This is a genomic window from Chryseobacterium gleum (assembly GCF_900636535.1).
Taxonomy (GTDB): domain Bacteria; phylum Bacteroidota; class Bacteroidia; order Flavobacteriales; family Weeksellaceae; genus Chryseobacterium; species Chryseobacterium gleum.
In genome coordinates, this window is sequence record NZ_LR134289.1 from 3,572,618 (window position 1) to 3,588,900 (window position 16,283).

The window sequence follows — 16,283 nt, forward strand, 5'->3', positions numbered from 1 at the left end:
TTATATTTCTATGAATTTTTGTAAAAAACCGAATCGGTCTTTAAACAGATCGGATTTCTCATCAGAATAGTATTTTTCAACAATTCTGTAGTCGTACCGGTCAAAAGTAGCGTCTATCGAGGCAAGGTTTTCATTACTGATCTTTATGGTGATCTGGACCACTTCATCAGACATAAAGCTTATAAACCCGCCGTAAAACTTCGAGTTGTTGCTTTCTACAATATTGGTAATTTCCGTCATAGAATATTTTCTGGCAGGAGTTTCTACAGTAAGAATGGCTCCTGTCTCTGAAAACAGAGGATAACGGGAAAGGTCCTGAAAAACATCTTCACAGGTAATATAACCCAGATATTTTTCATTTTTATTGATCACCGGAATTATATTGGAACTGAATGTATAGAACAGACGAATACTGTCCATAATATTACTATCTTCCAGAATAGCAAAACGCTCTATCTGATGTTCCAGATCTTTCAGTGTTCCTCCCTCTTCCTCATACAGAAAGTCCATGGCGATAGCACCATAGAAGTGGTGGGATTTTTTGATGAAAACATGGGAATATCCAAAATCTTCCAATATATTTCTGGCCGACTCTATGGAGTCAGACAGGCTAAAACACGGAAAGTCTTTTGAGATATAGTCCTTGATAAACATTGTGCTAATTTATAAAAAATTAAATGAAACTTTTTCTGAAAACAGTACTTTTTTTAAGATGGAACAAAAAAAGTGCCGTCAAAATTTGTTTGTAAAAAAAAATAAAGTACCTTTGTCGCCTTTCATTTTTACTTTTTATTAGATTTATTTCAAACTGCACTGTCTACTAAGGACATATGCAGTTTTTTTATTTTAAAGCTTTTGCAAATTCCCACATTACAATTCCGCCACATACACTTACATTAAGAGAATGTTTCGTTCCAAGTTGAGGAATCTCTAAAAACACATCAATATTAGGAAGAACTTCATCACTGATTCCCTCTACTTCATTTCCTAAAATCAGGGCGTATTTTTTCGATTTATCAATCGTAAAATCTGTAATCATTTGGCTGTCCGTAGTCTGTTCAATTCCGATGATTTCATAACCATTGCTTTTCAAATCGGCAACAGCAGTATTGGTATCTGCTTCATGAGACCAGTCTACACTTTCTGTAGCTCCCAACGCCGCTTTATGGATCTCGCGATGAGGGGGTTGGGGCGTAATTCCACAGAGGATTATTTTTTCAATTAAAAATGCATCTGCTGTTCTGAAGGCTGCACCTACATTGTGCATACTTCTGATATTATCTAAAATGATGACCAACGGAATTTTTTCAACCTTCTTAAATGTTTCTACATCTATTCTGTTAAGTTCTTCCAGTTTTAGTTTCTGTACCAATTGTATTATTTTGTTGAGATTAATTTTCCGTCTTTGTAGACCTCTGTCTTTTCTATGCTTCCATCTTCACGGTAATGAACCCGGGTGCCGTTTCTTTTGTCATTGGCAAATTCGGTTTCGCGCTGTAATTTTCCTGATGGATAGAACACTTTCCATTTTCCGGTAGCAAGACCGTTGTCATACTGGCCAATGTCTTTTACCGATTTTCCGTCTTCATGGAAGGTTTTGCTTTCTCCCTGTAATTTATTGAATTTATAATTCGAAATTTCAGTTATTTTACCGGCAGGAGAATAAAAAGTAGCGGTAAGACTGTTGTCATAAATATTCTTTTCTCCATTCCTAAAAGCCTCTTTGGATGTAAGGACTCCATTTTTGTCAAAATAGGACCATTCTTTTACCTTATATCCTTTTTTATATTCGCCTTTGGACTGTATTTTTCCATTATCATAATAAAAAACAGCATCGCCGTCCAGTTTTCCTTTTTTCCATTCCACCACATTTTTAACCTGTCCGTTTTCATAAAACTCTTTGCAGGCTCCCTCCTGTAAACCGTCTTTATATCCGCAGGGTTTCTGCGCCATAATGAGAGCAGAAGCGGAAAAAAATAATAAAAAGATGTACTTCATAGCTATTTTTATTTCAAAAATAGTAAAATACTTATATTTGACTCAAAAATATACTATGAAAAAATTATTCACCTTATTCATATTAATGTGGGGATTTATTTACCTGGAAGCACAAAATACCTATTATCCTCAGGCTTTTTTCGACAAAAAACTGGCAAGAGAAATGCTTGGGTTCGGAAATTCTACCATTGAAGGTGTGGCTTCCACAAAACAAAAAAACAACTGGGGTATTAAGCCATTGCTTGGAGAAAAGCATTACGCACCCAAAGGAACTGTTGTCATGCTTTTTCCTGTAACGCCTTATTTTCAGGAGTTTTACGACATGAGAAGGAAGTATGAAAATAAAAAGACGACGGTATATATGTCTGAAGAAGCTTTCAAATACAGAGTAGAAGCCTTAACAGATGATCACGGAAGGTTTAAATTCGAAAAGCTGAAGCCAGGGAAATATTATCTTGAAACCATCGTCAATTTTACAGCTACAGCAAGTTACCAGCAACAGACCGGGACTTCTGATGCCTATAACGGCTATGGAGCGTATCTGTATTCAACCCCGATATACAGTACATTTTTCTACGGATATTCTGCTGCCAACAGGGAAAGCAAGTTTGTAGAAATAAAACAAGACGGAGAACTGAAAGAAATCAAGCTTTAAAAGCTTGATTTTTTATTTTCTGATCATAATCTGATGCACATTCTTCTCAATATTCTGAGCCAATGTTTCCATAGGAATATCATTTTCATCATTATTGAAAGGATCTTCAATTTCTTCTGCAATGAGTTCAAGACTCATCAGTACATAGTATACGAAAACGGTAAGCGGAATCATGAAAAGGCCAATAGTGATCACGTAAGCAATGGGCAAGGCAAAAACGTACAGGATAATAAATTTCTTGATGAAAGAAGAGTAGGAATAAGGAATCGGAGTGTTTTTGATTCGCTCACAGCCTCCACAAACATCCAGAAACCCGGAAAGCTGTGTATCCAGATACAGCATTTCAACTTCAGATATTTTTCCTTCTTTTTTTAATTGATTTAATTTATGGCTTAACAGGATAATCATTTCACTTGGGCCATGATTTTTTAAGGAGCTTTCAATTTCAGAATAATCTTCATCCAAAGCGAGTCTTGTAGATTCCTTGGAAAGGTGCTTGGCTAAAAAGTGAGGAAAGAATTTGAGATATCTTGCAATCTGCTCAGCATCCTGACGGTTATCGCCAAGAATGGTGTTGATTTTTATGGCAAAATTTCGGGTGTCATTGACCAGTTTGCCCCAAAGTTTCCTGCCTTCCCACCATCTGTCATAAGCGGTATTGGTTCTGAAAACCAGCAAAAGAGAAAGAACAAAGCCCAGCAGAGAGTGAATCATTCCCACATTGCTGATTCCTGATTTTGAAGTAAGGTGAAGATATTCTACTTCCAGATACTGAATTCCCCATGAGTATAATCCTACAAGAATCATACTTGGGAAAAGAATTTTCAGGGTATCGCTTTTGTGGAGACTGAATAGGATTTTAAGGAAATGTTTGGTGTTGTAGACTCTCATAAATTCACTTATTACTACAAATATAAATTTTTCATCCGAGCTCTGCCAATAAAGTAAGGAAGTCTGAAGCAGGAAAAGGGAAGTTATTGAAGCCGAATGAGGTCAATGTTTTTCCATAGAATCTTTTTATGGAATGATGTGTAGTCGTTTGCAGACAAATATGAACTTCCAGCATCCATCATCCTTCTTCCAGCTCTTTTAATCTTAATTTTCTCAGGTTTCAAAAAAACACTATTTTTATTTCGCATTAAATACAAAATACATGATCCTCGAAAATGTAGATATTGTAACTGATATCAGTAAAGAAGATTTTCAGAAGAATTATTTCAAAAAGCAGAAGCCTCTTTTGATTAAGAATTTTGCCAGCCGCTGGGATGCCTTCGACAAATGGAATCTGGCATATATCAGAGAAAAGGCAGGCGATCAGGAAGTTCCTTTGTATGATAATAAACCGGCCGATGCCTCTAAAAGTTCTGATGCTCCGGTGACCCATATGAAAATGAAGGAATATATTGATACCATAAAAAGTAAGCCTTCAGACCTTCGTATCTTTTTCTATATCATTACAGACAGGCTTCCCGAACTGCTGAAAAATTTCACCTATCCGGATCTTGGAATGAAGTTTTTTAAGAGACTTCCGACTTTATTTTTCGGAGGAAGCGAAGCCCATGTTTTAATGCATTATGATGTGGATCTGGGTGATTTTATGCATATTCACTTTGAAGGAAAGAAAAGAATCCTGCTTTTTGATCAGAAACAGTCTCCGTTTTTATATAAAGTTCCTTTATCTGTTCATACCATTTACGAACTGGATTATGAAAATCCGGATTATGAGAAGTTCCCCGCATTGAAATATGCAAAAGGCTACGAGATTTTCATGGAACATGGTGATGCTCTTTTTATTCCCGGAGCGTTCTGGCATTTCAACAGATATCTTGAGCCTGGTTTTTCTCTTTCTTTAAGAGCACTTCCCAATAAACCCAATGTCTTTGCCAATATGCTGTATCATGTTTTCATTATGAGATACACGGATAAGCTTATGAGAAAATTATTCAAAGCCAAATGGGTGAACTACAAGCAAAAATGGGCCTATAAGAAAAGTTCTGAGGCTTTGGAAAAGCACCTTTCAGAAAAATAAATATTATACTTTTGACCATTTTAACGCATTGAACGCAAGTTTAAAGCTAATCTATTATAAAGGTTCGCAAAGGCGTTTCACTCAGCGAGTAAAGCACTTCAATTGCTAAATGAAATGCCTTTGCGAACGAAAATAAGAAGAATCAATATCAATTTTCTTTGCTTCTTAGCGTTAGATTTAAATCAATTTATTTATTGATAAGTCCGAATATTGTTGCGTCTACAAATTTCCCTTTTTCAAAAAAATAATCTTTCAGCGTTCCTTCTTTGCTGAAATTTAAAGAAGACAACAGTCTTTCAGAAGAAATATTGGAAGGGTCAATGAATGCGTCCACGCGGTGAAGTCTCATTGTTTCAAATCCATAGGTCAGAATGGGAAGAAGAGCTTCTTTCATATAAGATTGCTGCCAGAATTTTGGATTAAGTTCATAGCCGACTTCTGCCCTGAAATGCTCCCTGTACCAGTTGTGGTAACCACATGTACCGATGACTTTTCCACCGGATTTCAGCTCCAGAGCCCACCTGAATCCTTTTCCTTTTTCAAACTCACTGTTAAAATGTTCGATAATGCGGCGGGAATCATCAGGCGTTTTGAAAGTGTCCAGATCGTAATATTCCATGACCTCATCCAGAGAAAAATACTCGAAAAGGTCCTGGATGTCATTGAACGTAAGCTGGCGCAAGATAAGTCTTTCTGTCTCTAAAACAGGAAATTCCATAAATAATGTGATTTGACGGTGAAAATACGATTAATTAATGATAAAGAAAAGCAGGGAAGATTAACCCCTAAACAATTCTCTTACCCTGAATTTATTTTTTTAAATTTGGGGCTCATTTTTTACTATGGCAAAATCAAAGAAAGAAACCCCGCTAATGACGCAGTACAATACCATCAAGGGTAAATATCCGGATGCGCTTTTGCTTTTCAGGGTAGGGGACTTTTATGAAACTTTCGGACAGGATGCAGTGAAAACATCTCAGATCCTGGGCATTGTTCTTACCAAAAGAAATAACGGCGAAGGAAGTGTGGAACTGGCTGGTTTCCCGCATCATTCCATAGATTCTTACCTTCCTAAACTGGTGAGGGCAGGAATGCGTGTGGCAATCTGCGATCAGCTGGAGGATCCTAAAATGGTGAAAGGAATTGTAAAAAGAGGGGTTACGGAGCTGGTTACTCCCGGCGTTACTTTCAATGACCAGGTATTAAATTCAAAAAAGAATAATTTTCTTCTTTCATTACATAAAGAAAAAGAGAAATACGGAATTGCTTTAGTAGACATCTCTACAGGAGAATTTCTGGTAAGTGAAGGAAACCTGGAAAAGCTGTTGCATATCGTTAATACTTTTGATCCGAGCGAGATTATCTTCCAGAGAAGCACACAGATTCCGGAACAGATCAAAAATAAAAATGCTTTTAAGCTTGAGGACTGGGCGTTCCAATATAATTTTGCCTACGAAAAATTAACGAATCACTTTAAAACCAATTCTTTAAAAGGTTTTGGTGTAGAAAATCTTCCGTTGGCTATTACTGCAGCAGGAGCCATTTTTGCTTATCTCGTGGAAGATACCCATCACAATCTGCTTTCCCATATTACTAAGCTTCAGATCATTCCTCAGGAAGATTACCTGATGATGGATAATTTTACCCTGAGAAACCTGGAAATTGTGTATCCAAGCAATCCACAGGGGAAATCATTATTGGATATTATTGATAAAACGTCTACGCCAATGGGCGGAAGGCTTTTGAGAAGAAGAATCATCCTTCCTTTAAAATCTGTGGATGAGATCATGAGAAGACTTTCCCTGATTGATTTCTTAAATGAAAATGATCATCTGAAATATGAGATCTGCCAGCTTTTGAAATCAATTTCTGATCTTGACAGGCTGATGGGAAAACTGGCCGCAGAGAAAATTTCTCCGAAAGAACTTGGGTATTTGCGCCAAAGTTTGATTAATATTCATAAAATCAAATCGTTATTACATTCTCATGCAGATGTGTTGGCATGGTTAGAGCCCCTGTTTGATCTTGAAGAATTGATTAAATTCCTGCAGAATCATCTTAATGAAGAGCTTCCGGTAAGTATAGCGAAAGGAAATATCATCAAAGAAGGCGTGTCTGAAGAGCTGGACAGATTGAGAAATCTTCAGAGTAAAGGGCGTGGCTTCCTGGATGAAATGTGCCAGAGAGAAATTGAAAGGACAGGAATTACCAGCCTTAAAATTGATTTTAACAACGTTTTCGGATATTACATTGAAGTTCGGAATACGCATAAAGATAAAGTTCCTGATGATTGGGTAAGAAAGCAAACCCTGGTGAATGCTGAAAGATATATCACTGAAGAATTGAAGGAATACGAAAACCAGATTCTTGGTGCTGAAGAAAAAATAGGCGTTCTGGAAACTTCGCTCTACAGAAATGTATGTGGAGAAACCATGGTTTATATTGATCAGATTCAGGGGAACTCCAACATAATCGCCCAGCTCGATGTAGCCGCAGGATTGTCTGAACTGGCTGTTTCTGAAAGCTATACAAAGCCTGTGCTGAATGATGGCTATGCGATTGATTTAAAAGAAGCCAGACATCCGATCATTGAAAATGCGCTTCCTCTAGGTGAAAAATACATTCCGAATGATATCTTCCTGGATAAGGATTCCCAGCAGATCATTATGGTAACGGGACCAAACATGGCCGGTAAGTCGGCAATTCTACGCCAGACAGCGATTGTATGCCTTCTGGCACAGATCGGAAGTTTTGTGCCGGCAAAATATGCTGAAATCGGGATGCTGGATAAGATTTTTACAAGAGTAGGAGCTACCGATAATATTTCTGCGGGTGAATCTACTTTTATGGTGGAAATGAATGAAGCTGCAAATATTCTGAATAATATCTCCGAGCGAAGCCTTATTTTATTGGATGAAATCGGGCGTGGAACTTCCACTTATGACGGGGTTTCCATTGCATGGGCGATTGCAGAATATCTTCATCAGCATCCAACACAGGCAAAGACTTTATTTGCAACACATTACCATGAGCTGAATGAAATGACTGTGAATTTCGAAAGAGTGAAAAATTTCCACGTTTCTATCCAGGAAAACAAAGGAAATATCATTTTCCTGAGAAAGCTGGTTTCGGGAGGAAGTGAGCACAGCTTTGGTATTCATGTAGCAAAACTGGCGGGTATGCCTGCGAAAGTGGTTAACAGAGCGAATGAAATTCTTAAAACACTTGAAGCTAGCAGAACTCAGGGTAATGGAGGTATTTCGGAAAGCATCAAAAGGGTGACCGAGGAAAATATGCAGCTTTCATTCTTCCAGTTGGATGACCCTGTTCTGGAGAATATTCGTGAAGAACTGACGAAAATAGATATCAATACTTTAACACCGATTGAAGCTTTAATGAAGCTTAACGCCATAAAAAAAATGATTGGAGGCTAATCCAATCATTTTTTTTAATCATATTTCTATTAGCAGCAGAATCCGTCCTGCATGCCCGGAACTCCATATCGCTCTTCTCCGGTATCCGGATCTGTACAGCTTATCACTCTTGGGCAGATCGGTCTGTTGGCTCCTCCGCTGATCTCTTTCAGCTCATTTTTACTAAGCTTTCTTTTCTGATTTTTTGAATTTTTCATAATAATTTTAATTTGGTAAAAGCTAATTTACAAGTTATTTTATTATGTTCAAAATATTGTGAGTCAAAATGTTATGTTTTGTCTGAAATATAGTTTATAAAAAAAGATTGAGGAGTTGCCTCAATCCTTATTCTTTATATGACAAGTTATAATGTATTAACAACATTGTCCTTTAGGAGTGCATGCCCCAATGGTCATCTCTCCATCAATATTACAGAAACAAGTCCCGGGACAAAGTGGTCCGCTGCCTCCGTTAATCTGTTTCAATTCACTTTTTGTTAATTTTCTTTTCTGAATGTTTGATTTTTTCATGATATTTTAGTTTTGATTCAACTCAAATATACGAAATTATCCGCATAGTTCTATAGAGTGTGAGAAATAACATATATGAACTAAAGAAAATAAAAAAGAGCGCCTGAGCGCTCTTCTGTATTATAAGTGATTGTATTCGTAAGTGTTGATATCAGTAGAGCCTGTAGGTGTTGTTCCTGTTTTATCATAATAGGCTCTGGTTTCTTTTGTAGGATAGCCACTGGCATTATATTCAAAACTTGATTTGAATATCGTCCACTCAACTCCTGTTCCATTATTGTAGCTGACAATGTGATTATAACTTAATGTGTTGTGAGCAGAACCACTTTCATCCTCATTGTCAACAATCTTTAAATAGCCTGTTATATTTTTTAAAGGAGCATTTTTCGTATCATATACTACAGGTTTAAGGGTAGAAGTAGCTGACTCAGTGGTATTATTCTGGGTTCTTGAAAGAGTACCGGTCCAGCTGCTCATAGAACCGTCAGCATTCAGAATAGCATTTCTGGTTTCATTTCTTGTGGATGCTGAAGTTGTTGCAGTATATACAATTTTTACATTGTTATTGGCTAGGTAAGTATAGTTAGACTCTGAATTCCAGTTTCCTCCGAAATCAATTCCTGAAATTGTTTTTTTGATCAGCCTGCCATTGCTGTCATAAGCAAATTTAGTAGTAAGGGCAGTATTTGAACCACTAACTACAGATTGGGAGATCAGGTCACCTGAATAAGTAAATGTAGTTACACTTCCTTCAGTAAGATTCTTAATCTGAGAAATTTTAGAGCCATTGTAAGTAAAAGTTAAAACATCACCGTCCAACGTCATTTTGGTAACCAAAACCGGATCATTGTTACTGTTATTCCCATTATTGTTGGATGAATCTGTTTCATCATTGCTGCTTGAACATGAAGCCAAAAAGAAGATTGGCAGAAGTAAATAAGTTTTTTTCATGGTTTAATTTTTAAGGTTGTAAAAATATCAAAAAAATGGATTGATGATAAAAATAAATCCTTTATTTGTAAAATATTTTTTCGAGCGGTAATTTTTGTTTTTGTAAATTGTTGAATGATAATATTTTGTCTTTCTATAAATGATTAGCATGATAATAAGTGCAACAGACAGAGATTTCCGGGAATATCAATTTTTTATGACTTAAACCCAGTTTAAAATGAAATTACAATTCAGTCTGAAATATTTCTTTATCACAATCTTTATTTTTCTGGTGGAAGTACTGATTGCCACCAAACTAAGTCATATTTTCTTCGTGAGAGCTTATCTTGGAGATGTCATAGTGGTCATGCTTCTTTATACTTTTGTCAGGAGTTTTGTAAAAGTAAACGATCAGAAACTCATTTTTGGAATTTTGCTTTTTTCATTTTTAGTAGAATTTGCACAGTATTTCCATATGGCAGAAAAACTAGGCTTCCGTCCTGGAAGCCTGATGTATATTGTGATCGGGAATTCTTTTTCATGGATTGATAATCTGTGCTATGCCATAGGCTGCCTGATTCTCTTTATGTATGTAAGGATGGCAAACAATGGTGGTGTAACCTCGGTCCCTAATCCCTAAAGCTTGGAGTCCGGAACTGATTACCTATCGACCAAAGCTGTCATACTTATCTTCAGCATATTTGGTAAAGCGGTTCAGTAATGCCACATTTTCCTTTTCCAGAGGAGAAAGATCATTGTCTACATTATTAGAAACAGGGATATACCAATCTGTCTGCTCAAAGAAATTCCTGTAGGTTTCTTTTTTGAAAGAGTATCCATGTCTTGCAAATACAGAATTTTTGATGATTTCCAGATCCAGCTTTCTTAAGTTTTTAAGATCTTTTTCTGTGAGCTTCTGCTTGGATGCATTCAGCTTGAATATGGCTTCGGAAGCGAAACGATTTTTTGTTGTTTTATAGCTTTCTGTTTTACCGGTTTCCTCATCTGTATATTTTTCGGTGAACTCTTTTGAATTTGTCCAGTCTACCAGATCAGAATCCTTATCCAGCATAAAGTTGGGATTATAAACAAACTCTTTTTTAATCAGTTTCAGGGTTTTTAAAGGGGCTTTGACGGATGTTTTATCAAATGCATTCCATTTTCCGGTTAAGCTGTCTCCTTTCAGTTTTACTTCAAATCTTCCGTCTGTTTTATCATTTCCCGGCTCATCAAGCACAAAAGATGCCGTCGCTTCATTGAAAACTCCTCTGAACGGGCGCTGATTGCCATTCACGATACTTTGTCCGTAAACACTGTCCCTGGTAATCCTGTTGATTTTTAAAGAAATTCTTTTGTAATTATCAACATCATATTCCGAGCCGTCTGTTTCATCTACCATCTTTTCCATTCCGGCAAACTCACCGGTGTAAATTCCGTAATATTCTTTGTGAACTTCAGGAACAATAACAGAGTCTTTTTTTGCAGTCAGGGAATCCTTTCTGGAACCATTGGTTTTTGCTTCTTTTTTGCAGCTTACCAAAGCAACTGCCAGTAGAGAAATAAGAGTGTACTTTACAATTTTCATATATGTTTTTTTGTGATTAAATATTCAATAATAAGCATGTTGGGAATCCAGCCCAGCCATGCAATGATCTGATAAACATCCATGGGATTGGGATGAAATAAATAGACAATAATTACTTTCCACATTCTCAGGGTAATGGCAGATAATGTAAAGGCAAAACTCCGCCACATCCATTGTTTGTGTTCTTTAAACTTCTTTTGTTTTGCCAGCTGATATGCCTTATATGTTGAAAGCCACCATAAAAAGCCTAATATGACAAAAGAAGTTTTTGATAAAAAGCCCCCATTGGCAAAGAGCCCCATATAAATTCCCGAGGGTGCAGCAAAGATCAGAATAAGAAGAATATATACTTTTCCGGTATACCGGTGAAAGTTTTTCAGTCCAAAATCTTTTCTGAGAATGGCCAGAAAACCTGAAAGAAGTACAAAGATACTTGTATAAACATGAGTATAAAATAATGTAAGATATTCCGGTCTTTCTGTAACTTCAGTTTGTTTGATCATCAGAAAACTCACTTCTCGGTTAAAAGGGATATATTCTAGTGTGATCTTCAGCATCAGCCAAAAGAAATACCCAAACCCTGCAATAAGAAGGATTTTAAAGAAAGAAGAGATATTTCTTTTGACAGAAAGCATTGGCTGTTTAAATCTGAATATTGACGCTTATTTATTTTCAAAGAAATCAATTACTAATTCATTGAATAATTCCGGTTTTTCTTCCGGAACAAAATGGCTTGAATTAGGAATAATAGCCAATTGCCCATGCGGGATTGATTCTGCTATTTTTACGGTATGTTCTGTTTTTATAATGTCTTTATCTCCCGCAATAATCAATGATGGACACTGTATTTTATTCAGGTCCTCATACTTCCAGTTCGGATACTTCAGGTCCAGATTCAAAAGATCAATAAGGATATCATTTTTATGATCTTTATTCTCTTTAATAAGGCTGGCAAGCATTTCCTTCATAGATTTTAACTCATCATCTTTAACTCCTTCAGGATAAATATTGGCTCCGGAACATGCTATTTTATCTACCATCTGAGGATATTTCATTGCCATGGACAGCGCAAGAATTCCACCGTCACTCCAGCCCAGGATCTTTGTTTTTTTGATGTTGAGTTTCTCTAAAAACAGTTTAAGATCCTCTGTCTGAATATCAAAAGTAAGTTCTTTTGTTTTATCGTAGGTAGATTTTCCACGTTCACGGCAATCAACGATAATGACTTTATATTTTTTAGCAAACGTATCCTTCTGGTTCATAAAAGCACTGATAGATTGGCCGTTACCATGAAGTAAAAGCACAGGTTCACCTTCTCCATAAATCTCATAATATAATTTGATGCCGTTTACATCCATAAACTTTCCATGCGGCATTGTACCGATAATATCATGCCCTTTCATCAGCAATGATTTGTTACCACTGAATGGCTTATAATCTGAATCTCCGATTGTAAAGTGCTTCACATGTGTTACTTTCTGAGAATGGATTCCTTCAAACCAGCCACCGGATGCTATAATATCTTTCTCAAAACCAGAATTTACCAAAGGGATTTCGATCCATTTTTTTGATTTTCCATCATTGACTTCCAGCTTAAAATCGTCAAAATAAAAATCTCCGTTGTTCTGTGCAAAAGCACCGATATTCATGGTTTTTGCGGAGGGATTGATGGTTCCTTTTATTTCGTATGTTTTCCATTCATGGGTTACTTTGATTCCATAATATTGATTTTCAAAAAAACCTGTAGACTCATCTTTATTGTCTATTCTGCACCACAGCCCGCAATTGGACCCATTATCCTCATTTTCTTTCCTGATTTTAGCTGTAACGCGGAAGTTCCAGTTGGGTTTATTCTCTATATTGACGGCCTGGGTAAATGAAGTCCAGTCAGAAACAATTGTTCTTTCCTGGCTATATCCTAAAAAGATCCAGAGTAAAAGAAAGAAGACGAAATTTTTTTTCATGTTTTATAGTTTTCGTAAAAATAATACTTTTTTATAAGCTGTTGAGATCCTGGGAAATGAGCCATCCTTCACTCCAGCAAGCCTGAAAATTGAACCCGCCGGTCACCGCATCGATATTCAAAACCTCTCCGGCAATATAGAAGTTGGGAAGTAGTTTTGAAGACATGTTTTTGAAGTTAATTTCCTTTAAATCAACGCCTCCGGCTGTTACGAATTCATCCTTAAAAGTGGACTTTCCGGTCACCTGAAATTTTCTCCTGCAAAGATTTTCCAGTATTTTGTGCATTTCCTTTCCGGAAATATTAGCCACCTGTTTGTTGAGGTCAACTTTTGAAATCTCTAAAATCTTCTGCCAGAATCTGTTGGTAATATCAAAAATCTTAGATTGTCCGATTGTTTTTTTAGGATGGGTTTGCTTGAATTCTTGGAAGATTTCTTCTGCTTCATCCATTTCTTTCGAAATAAAATTAACTTCAATTTCAAAGTTATATTTAAGCCTGGCAAGACTTATTGCTTCCCAGGCAGAAATTTTCAAAACAGCAGGTCCGGAAAGTCCCCAGTGCGTAATAAGTAAAGGCCCGCTTTCATCTGTTTTCAGCTTCGGAATTGAAATTCCTGCATTTTCAAAGCTTGTACCCGGAAGATCTTTCAGCAATTCATCTTTAATATTAAAAGTAAAAAGGGAAGGGACAAGATCAACAATCTTATGGCCAAGATTTTCAATGATTTTCAGTGATTTTGGAGAACTTCCGGTAGTATACACAATATAATCCGCCTCAAAATCTCCGGAATTGGTTTTTACGATATATTTTTTGCCCTGCTTTTCAATCTCTTTTACCGTACATTTTGTTTTTACGGAAATATTTTTCTTTTGAACTTCATTCAGAAAAGTATTGATGATGGTCTGAGAAGAATTGCTTTCCGGAAAAGTCCTGTTATCATTTTCAATTTTTAACGGAACATTGCGCTGGTCAAACCATTCCATTGTATCGCCGGGCTGGAATTTAGTAAAAACACTCAGCAATTCCTTATTTCCACGGGGATAAAACTGAACAAGCTCTCTTGGATCGAAACAGGCGTGAGTTACATTGCAGCGTCCGCCTCCGGAAATTTTAACCTTCTGAAGGACATCAGAATTCTGTTCTAAAATCGTAATTATATATTTCTTTTCGTCAAGGTTGGATGCACAGAAAAAGCCTGCAGCACCGCCTCCGATAATAATGATCTGTTTCATGTATATGTAATCCTATGCGGAAGATTATTTTTTCAAAAGTACAATTTTTATAAACCATCTTATTTGAGTATTTTTGAAGATTATAATTTTAGTGAGACCAAAAACGATTTTCAAATGATTTTCTACCATAAATTTGAAGTGCGATGGAGCGACCTTGATGCCAATAAGCACTTAGCCAATTCATCCTATGTACAATATTGTGCGCAAGCCAGAATGGCTTTCATGACAAAAGAAAAAATGGGAGTTACCCAGCTCAGCAGATGGGGGATTGGCCCGGTAATACTGCATGAGAGATATTCTTTCTTCAAAGAGATTTATGCAGACCAGACGGTAATCGTAAGTGTGGAAATAGACGGATGTTCAGAAGATTCTTCTATCTACCGTTTCCTGCATAAGTTCTATACTCCGGATGGGGTACATTGTGCGACATCAGAAGCTACAGGAGTATGGATCGATATGATGCTTAGAAAAATGACCACTCCGCCGGATGATGTAGTGGAAGCAATGAATAAATACAAGAGCCCGGAAACTGTAGTGCTGTCGAAAGAAGACTTTAAAAAGCTGCCTTTCCATCCACATAATATCGACCCGGCAGAACTTACTCAATAATTCAAAGTTTAAAATTCAAGGTTCAATATTGGAGGAGTAATTTTAAAATCATTCATACTTTTTACATTGGACATTAATACAAAAAATCATGTTTGAAGATAAATCACAGGAACTTACACCCATCTCAAAATTAGGAGAATTCGGTCTTATTAAACATTTGACGGAACATTTTCCGCTATCCAATGAATCTTCAGAGCTTGGGGTAGGAGATGATGCGGCAGTCATTAATCCGGACAACAAAAAAGTAGTTCTTACGACAGATGTACTGGCAGAAGGCGTACATTTTAATCTGGGCTATGTTCCTTTAAAACATTTGGGATATAAAGCAGTGGTGGTGAATCTAAGCGATATTGCTGCTATGAATGCAACTCCTACGCAGATTCTGGTTTCTCTTGCTGTATCCAACCGTTTTCCGGTGGAAGCTTTGGAGGAGATCTATTCAGGAATTCAGGCTGCTTGTGCAAGATACAAAGTGGATCTGATAGGAGGGGATACCACAAGTTCCAATTCAGGATTGGTGATGAGTATTACTGCTATAGGAATAGAAAACGAAGAAAATATAGTAAAAAGAAACGGAGCAAAACCAAATGATCTTCTTGTAGTAACCGGAGATCTGGGTGGAGCGTACATGGGATTACAGATTCTTGAAAGAGAACACGCTGTTTTCCTTGCTGATCCGAATATGCAGCCTGAAATGGAGGGATACGACTATATTCTGGAAAGACAGCTGAAACCTGAAGCAAGAACAGATGTCAAAAAGATTCTGGAAGAACTTGATATTAAACCAACTTCCATGATTGATATTTCTGATGGCTTAGCTTCCGAAATTCTTCACCTTTCAGACCAGTCAAAAGTTGGTTTCAGATTATATGAAGAAAAAATTCCGCTGGACAGTCTTACAATTTCTACGGCGGATGAAATGAATCTGAATCCGGTAATGACTGCATTAAGCGGTGGTGAAGATTACGAGCTTTTGTTCACGATTTCTCCCAACGATTTTGATAAGATTAAAAATCATCCGGACTTTACCATTATAGGACACGCTGTAGAAAAAGAAGATGGGAACTTTATGGTGGCAAGAGGGTCTAATCAACTGGTAGCACTTACTGCTCAGGGATGGGATGCTTTCCTGAATAACCAATAAAATAATAGTTTAAATAAATATAAACCGCTGCAAAATGTAGCGGTTTCTTTTTGTAAGTAAGTAACATTGAAACATTTTACATGTTATGCTTTACATTTTAATTTGCAAAATATATCAATTTTGTAAGATGATTTTTTTTAGTTTTGTGGTACATAAAAAACACACAATTAAAAACTCTTACCGATGAAAAAG

At 36.7% G+C, this 16,283-nt stretch carries 18 protein-coding genes; 6 read left to right on the forward strand and 12 right to left on the reverse strand.

All coding sequences use genetic code 11. The annotated features are described in order from the left end of the window. From EL165_RS16275 to EL165_RS16285, 3 genes are all read right to left on the reverse strand, one after another. Positions 1 to 654, reverse strand: a complete 654-nt coding sequence (locus tag EL165_RS16275; RefSeq protein ID WP_002982145.1) for a CBS domain-containing protein — start codon at positions 652 to 654, stop codon at positions 1 to 3. 187 nt (positions 655 to 841) lie between these two features. Beyond that, a complete protein-coding gene (locus EL165_RS16280; protein ID WP_002982148.1) occupies positions 842 to 1,372 on the reverse strand; it encodes an RNA methyltransferase in 531 nt (176 codons plus the stop codon). A 5-nt stretch (positions 1,373 to 1,377) separates the two neighbouring features. Further along, positions 1,378 to 1,998, reverse strand: coding sequence for a toxin-antitoxin system YwqK family antitoxin (locus tag EL165_RS16285; protein ID WP_041461957.1), 621 nt, complete (start codon positions 1,996 to 1,998; stop codon positions 1,378 to 1,380). A gap of 55 nt (positions 1,999 to 2,053) precedes the next feature. Between EL165_RS16285 and EL165_RS16290 the strand changes: the two genes are divergently transcribed. Next, complete coding sequence (locus tag EL165_RS16290; protein WP_041462008.1) at positions 2,054 to 2,653, forward strand: hypothetical protein; 600 nt, start codon at positions 2,054 to 2,056, stop codon at positions 2,651 to 2,653. 12 nt (positions 2,654 to 2,665) lie between these two features. Here the strand turns inward: EL165_RS16290 and EL165_RS16295 are convergent, their stop codons facing one another. Further along, complete coding sequence (locus EL165_RS16295) at positions 2,666 to 3,544, reverse strand: bestrophin family protein (protein WP_002982151.1); 879 nt, start codon at positions 3,542 to 3,544, stop codon at positions 2,666 to 2,668. Between the two features lie 262 nt (positions 3,545 to 3,806). Between EL165_RS16295 and EL165_RS16300 the strand changes: the two genes are divergently transcribed. Beyond that, a complete protein-coding gene (locus EL165_RS16300) occupies positions 3,807 to 4,682 on the forward strand; it encodes a cupin-like domain-containing protein (protein WP_002982153.1) in 876 nt (291 codons plus the stop codon). Between the two features lie 187 nt (positions 4,683 to 4,869). On the opposite strand, the gene EL165_RS16305 is transcribed toward EL165_RS16300, so the two are convergent. Further along, on the reverse strand, positions 4,870 to 5,400 hold the full coding sequence (locus tag EL165_RS16305; RefSeq protein WP_002982155.1) for a GNAT family N-acetyltransferase: 531 nt from the start codon (positions 5,398 to 5,400) through the stop codon (positions 4,870 to 4,872). Between the two features lie 124 nt (positions 5,401 to 5,524). Here EL165_RS16305 and mutS point away from each other — a divergent pair, with 124 nt between their 5' ends. Next, a complete protein-coding gene (gene mutS / locus EL165_RS16310; protein ID WP_002982156.1) occupies positions 5,525 to 8,116 on the forward strand; it encodes a DNA mismatch repair protein MutS in 2,592 nt (863 codons plus the stop codon). 29 nt (positions 8,117 to 8,145) lie between these two features. Here the strand turns inward: mutS and EL165_RS16315 are convergent, their stop codons facing one another. The 3 genes from EL165_RS16315 to EL165_RS16325 all read right to left on the reverse strand — a co-directional run bounded on the left by EL165_RS16315 (position 8,146) and on the right by EL165_RS16325 (position 9,576). Next, on the reverse strand, positions 8,146 to 8,313 hold the full coding sequence (locus tag EL165_RS16315; RefSeq protein WP_002982158.1) for a bacteriocin: 168 nt from the start codon (positions 8,311 to 8,313) through the stop codon (positions 8,146 to 8,148). Between the two features lie 156 nt (positions 8,314 to 8,469). After that, positions 8,470 to 8,625: a bacteriocin gene (locus EL165_RS16320; RefSeq protein WP_002982160.1), complete on the reverse strand. Its 156-nt coding sequence runs from the start codon at positions 8,623 to 8,625 to the stop codon at positions 8,470 to 8,472. Positions 8,626 to 8,745: 120 nt separating this feature from the next. Then, positions 8,746 to 9,576 (reverse strand): hypothetical protein, encoded by an 831-nt coding sequence (locus tag EL165_RS16325; RefSeq protein ID WP_002982162.1) that lies wholly within the window; start codon positions 9,574 to 9,576, stop codon positions 8,746 to 8,748. A 217-nt stretch (positions 9,577 to 9,793) separates the two neighbouring features. Here EL165_RS16325 and EL165_RS16330 point away from each other — a divergent pair, with 217 nt between their 5' ends. Then, positions 9,794 to 10,195: a ribosomal maturation YjgA family protein gene (locus tag EL165_RS16330; RefSeq protein ID WP_002982165.1), complete on the forward strand. Its 402-nt coding sequence runs from the start codon at positions 9,794 to 9,796 to the stop codon at positions 10,193 to 10,195. 24 nt (positions 10,196 to 10,219) lie between these two features. Here EL165_RS16330 and EL165_RS16335 read toward each other — a convergent pair whose 3' ends face one another. Genes EL165_RS16335 through EL165_RS16350 form a run of 4 tightly spaced genes read right to left on the reverse strand, consistent with a single transcriptional unit; the run spans position 10,220 to position 14,338 of the window. Further along, positions 10,220 to 11,140 carry a YARHG domain-containing protein gene (locus EL165_RS16335; RefSeq protein ID WP_002982168.1) on the reverse strand — a complete coding sequence of 307 codons (921 nt, stop codon included), beginning with the start codon at positions 11,138 to 11,140 and terminating at the stop codon, positions 10,220 to 10,222. Then, on the reverse strand, positions 11,137 to 11,775 hold the full coding sequence (locus EL165_RS16340; protein ID WP_002982169.1) for a DUF2306 domain-containing protein: 639 nt from the start codon (positions 11,773 to 11,775) through the stop codon (positions 11,137 to 11,139). The genes EL165_RS16335 and EL165_RS16340 overlap by 4 nt, the downstream gene beginning before the upstream one ends. Positions 11,776 to 11,802: 27 nt before the next feature. Beyond that, positions 11,803 to 13,104, reverse strand: a complete 1,302-nt coding sequence (locus EL165_RS16345) for an alpha/beta fold hydrolase (protein ID WP_002982170.1) — start codon at positions 13,102 to 13,104, stop codon at positions 11,803 to 11,805. A 31-nt stretch (positions 13,105 to 13,135) separates the two neighbouring features. Further along, complete coding sequence (locus tag EL165_RS16350; RefSeq protein WP_002982172.1) at positions 13,136 to 14,338, reverse strand: BaiN/RdsA family NAD(P)/FAD-dependent oxidoreductase; 1,203 nt, start codon at positions 14,336 to 14,338, stop codon at positions 13,136 to 13,138. A 114-nt stretch (positions 14,339 to 14,452) separates the two neighbouring features. Here EL165_RS16350 and EL165_RS16355 point away from each other — a divergent pair, with 114 nt between their 5' ends. Continuing rightward, positions 14,453 to 14,947 carry an acyl-CoA thioesterase gene (locus EL165_RS16355; protein ID WP_041462010.1) on the forward strand — a complete coding sequence of 165 codons (495 nt, stop codon included), beginning with the start codon at positions 14,453 to 14,455 and terminating at the stop codon, positions 14,945 to 14,947. 88 nt (positions 14,948 to 15,035) lie between these two features. Next, on the forward strand, positions 15,036 to 16,091 hold the full coding sequence (gene thiL, locus EL165_RS16360; RefSeq protein WP_002982176.1) for a thiamine-phosphate kinase: 1,056 nt from the start codon (positions 15,036 to 15,038) through the stop codon (positions 16,089 to 16,091). Positions 16,092 to 16,283: the final 192 nt, after the last annotated feature.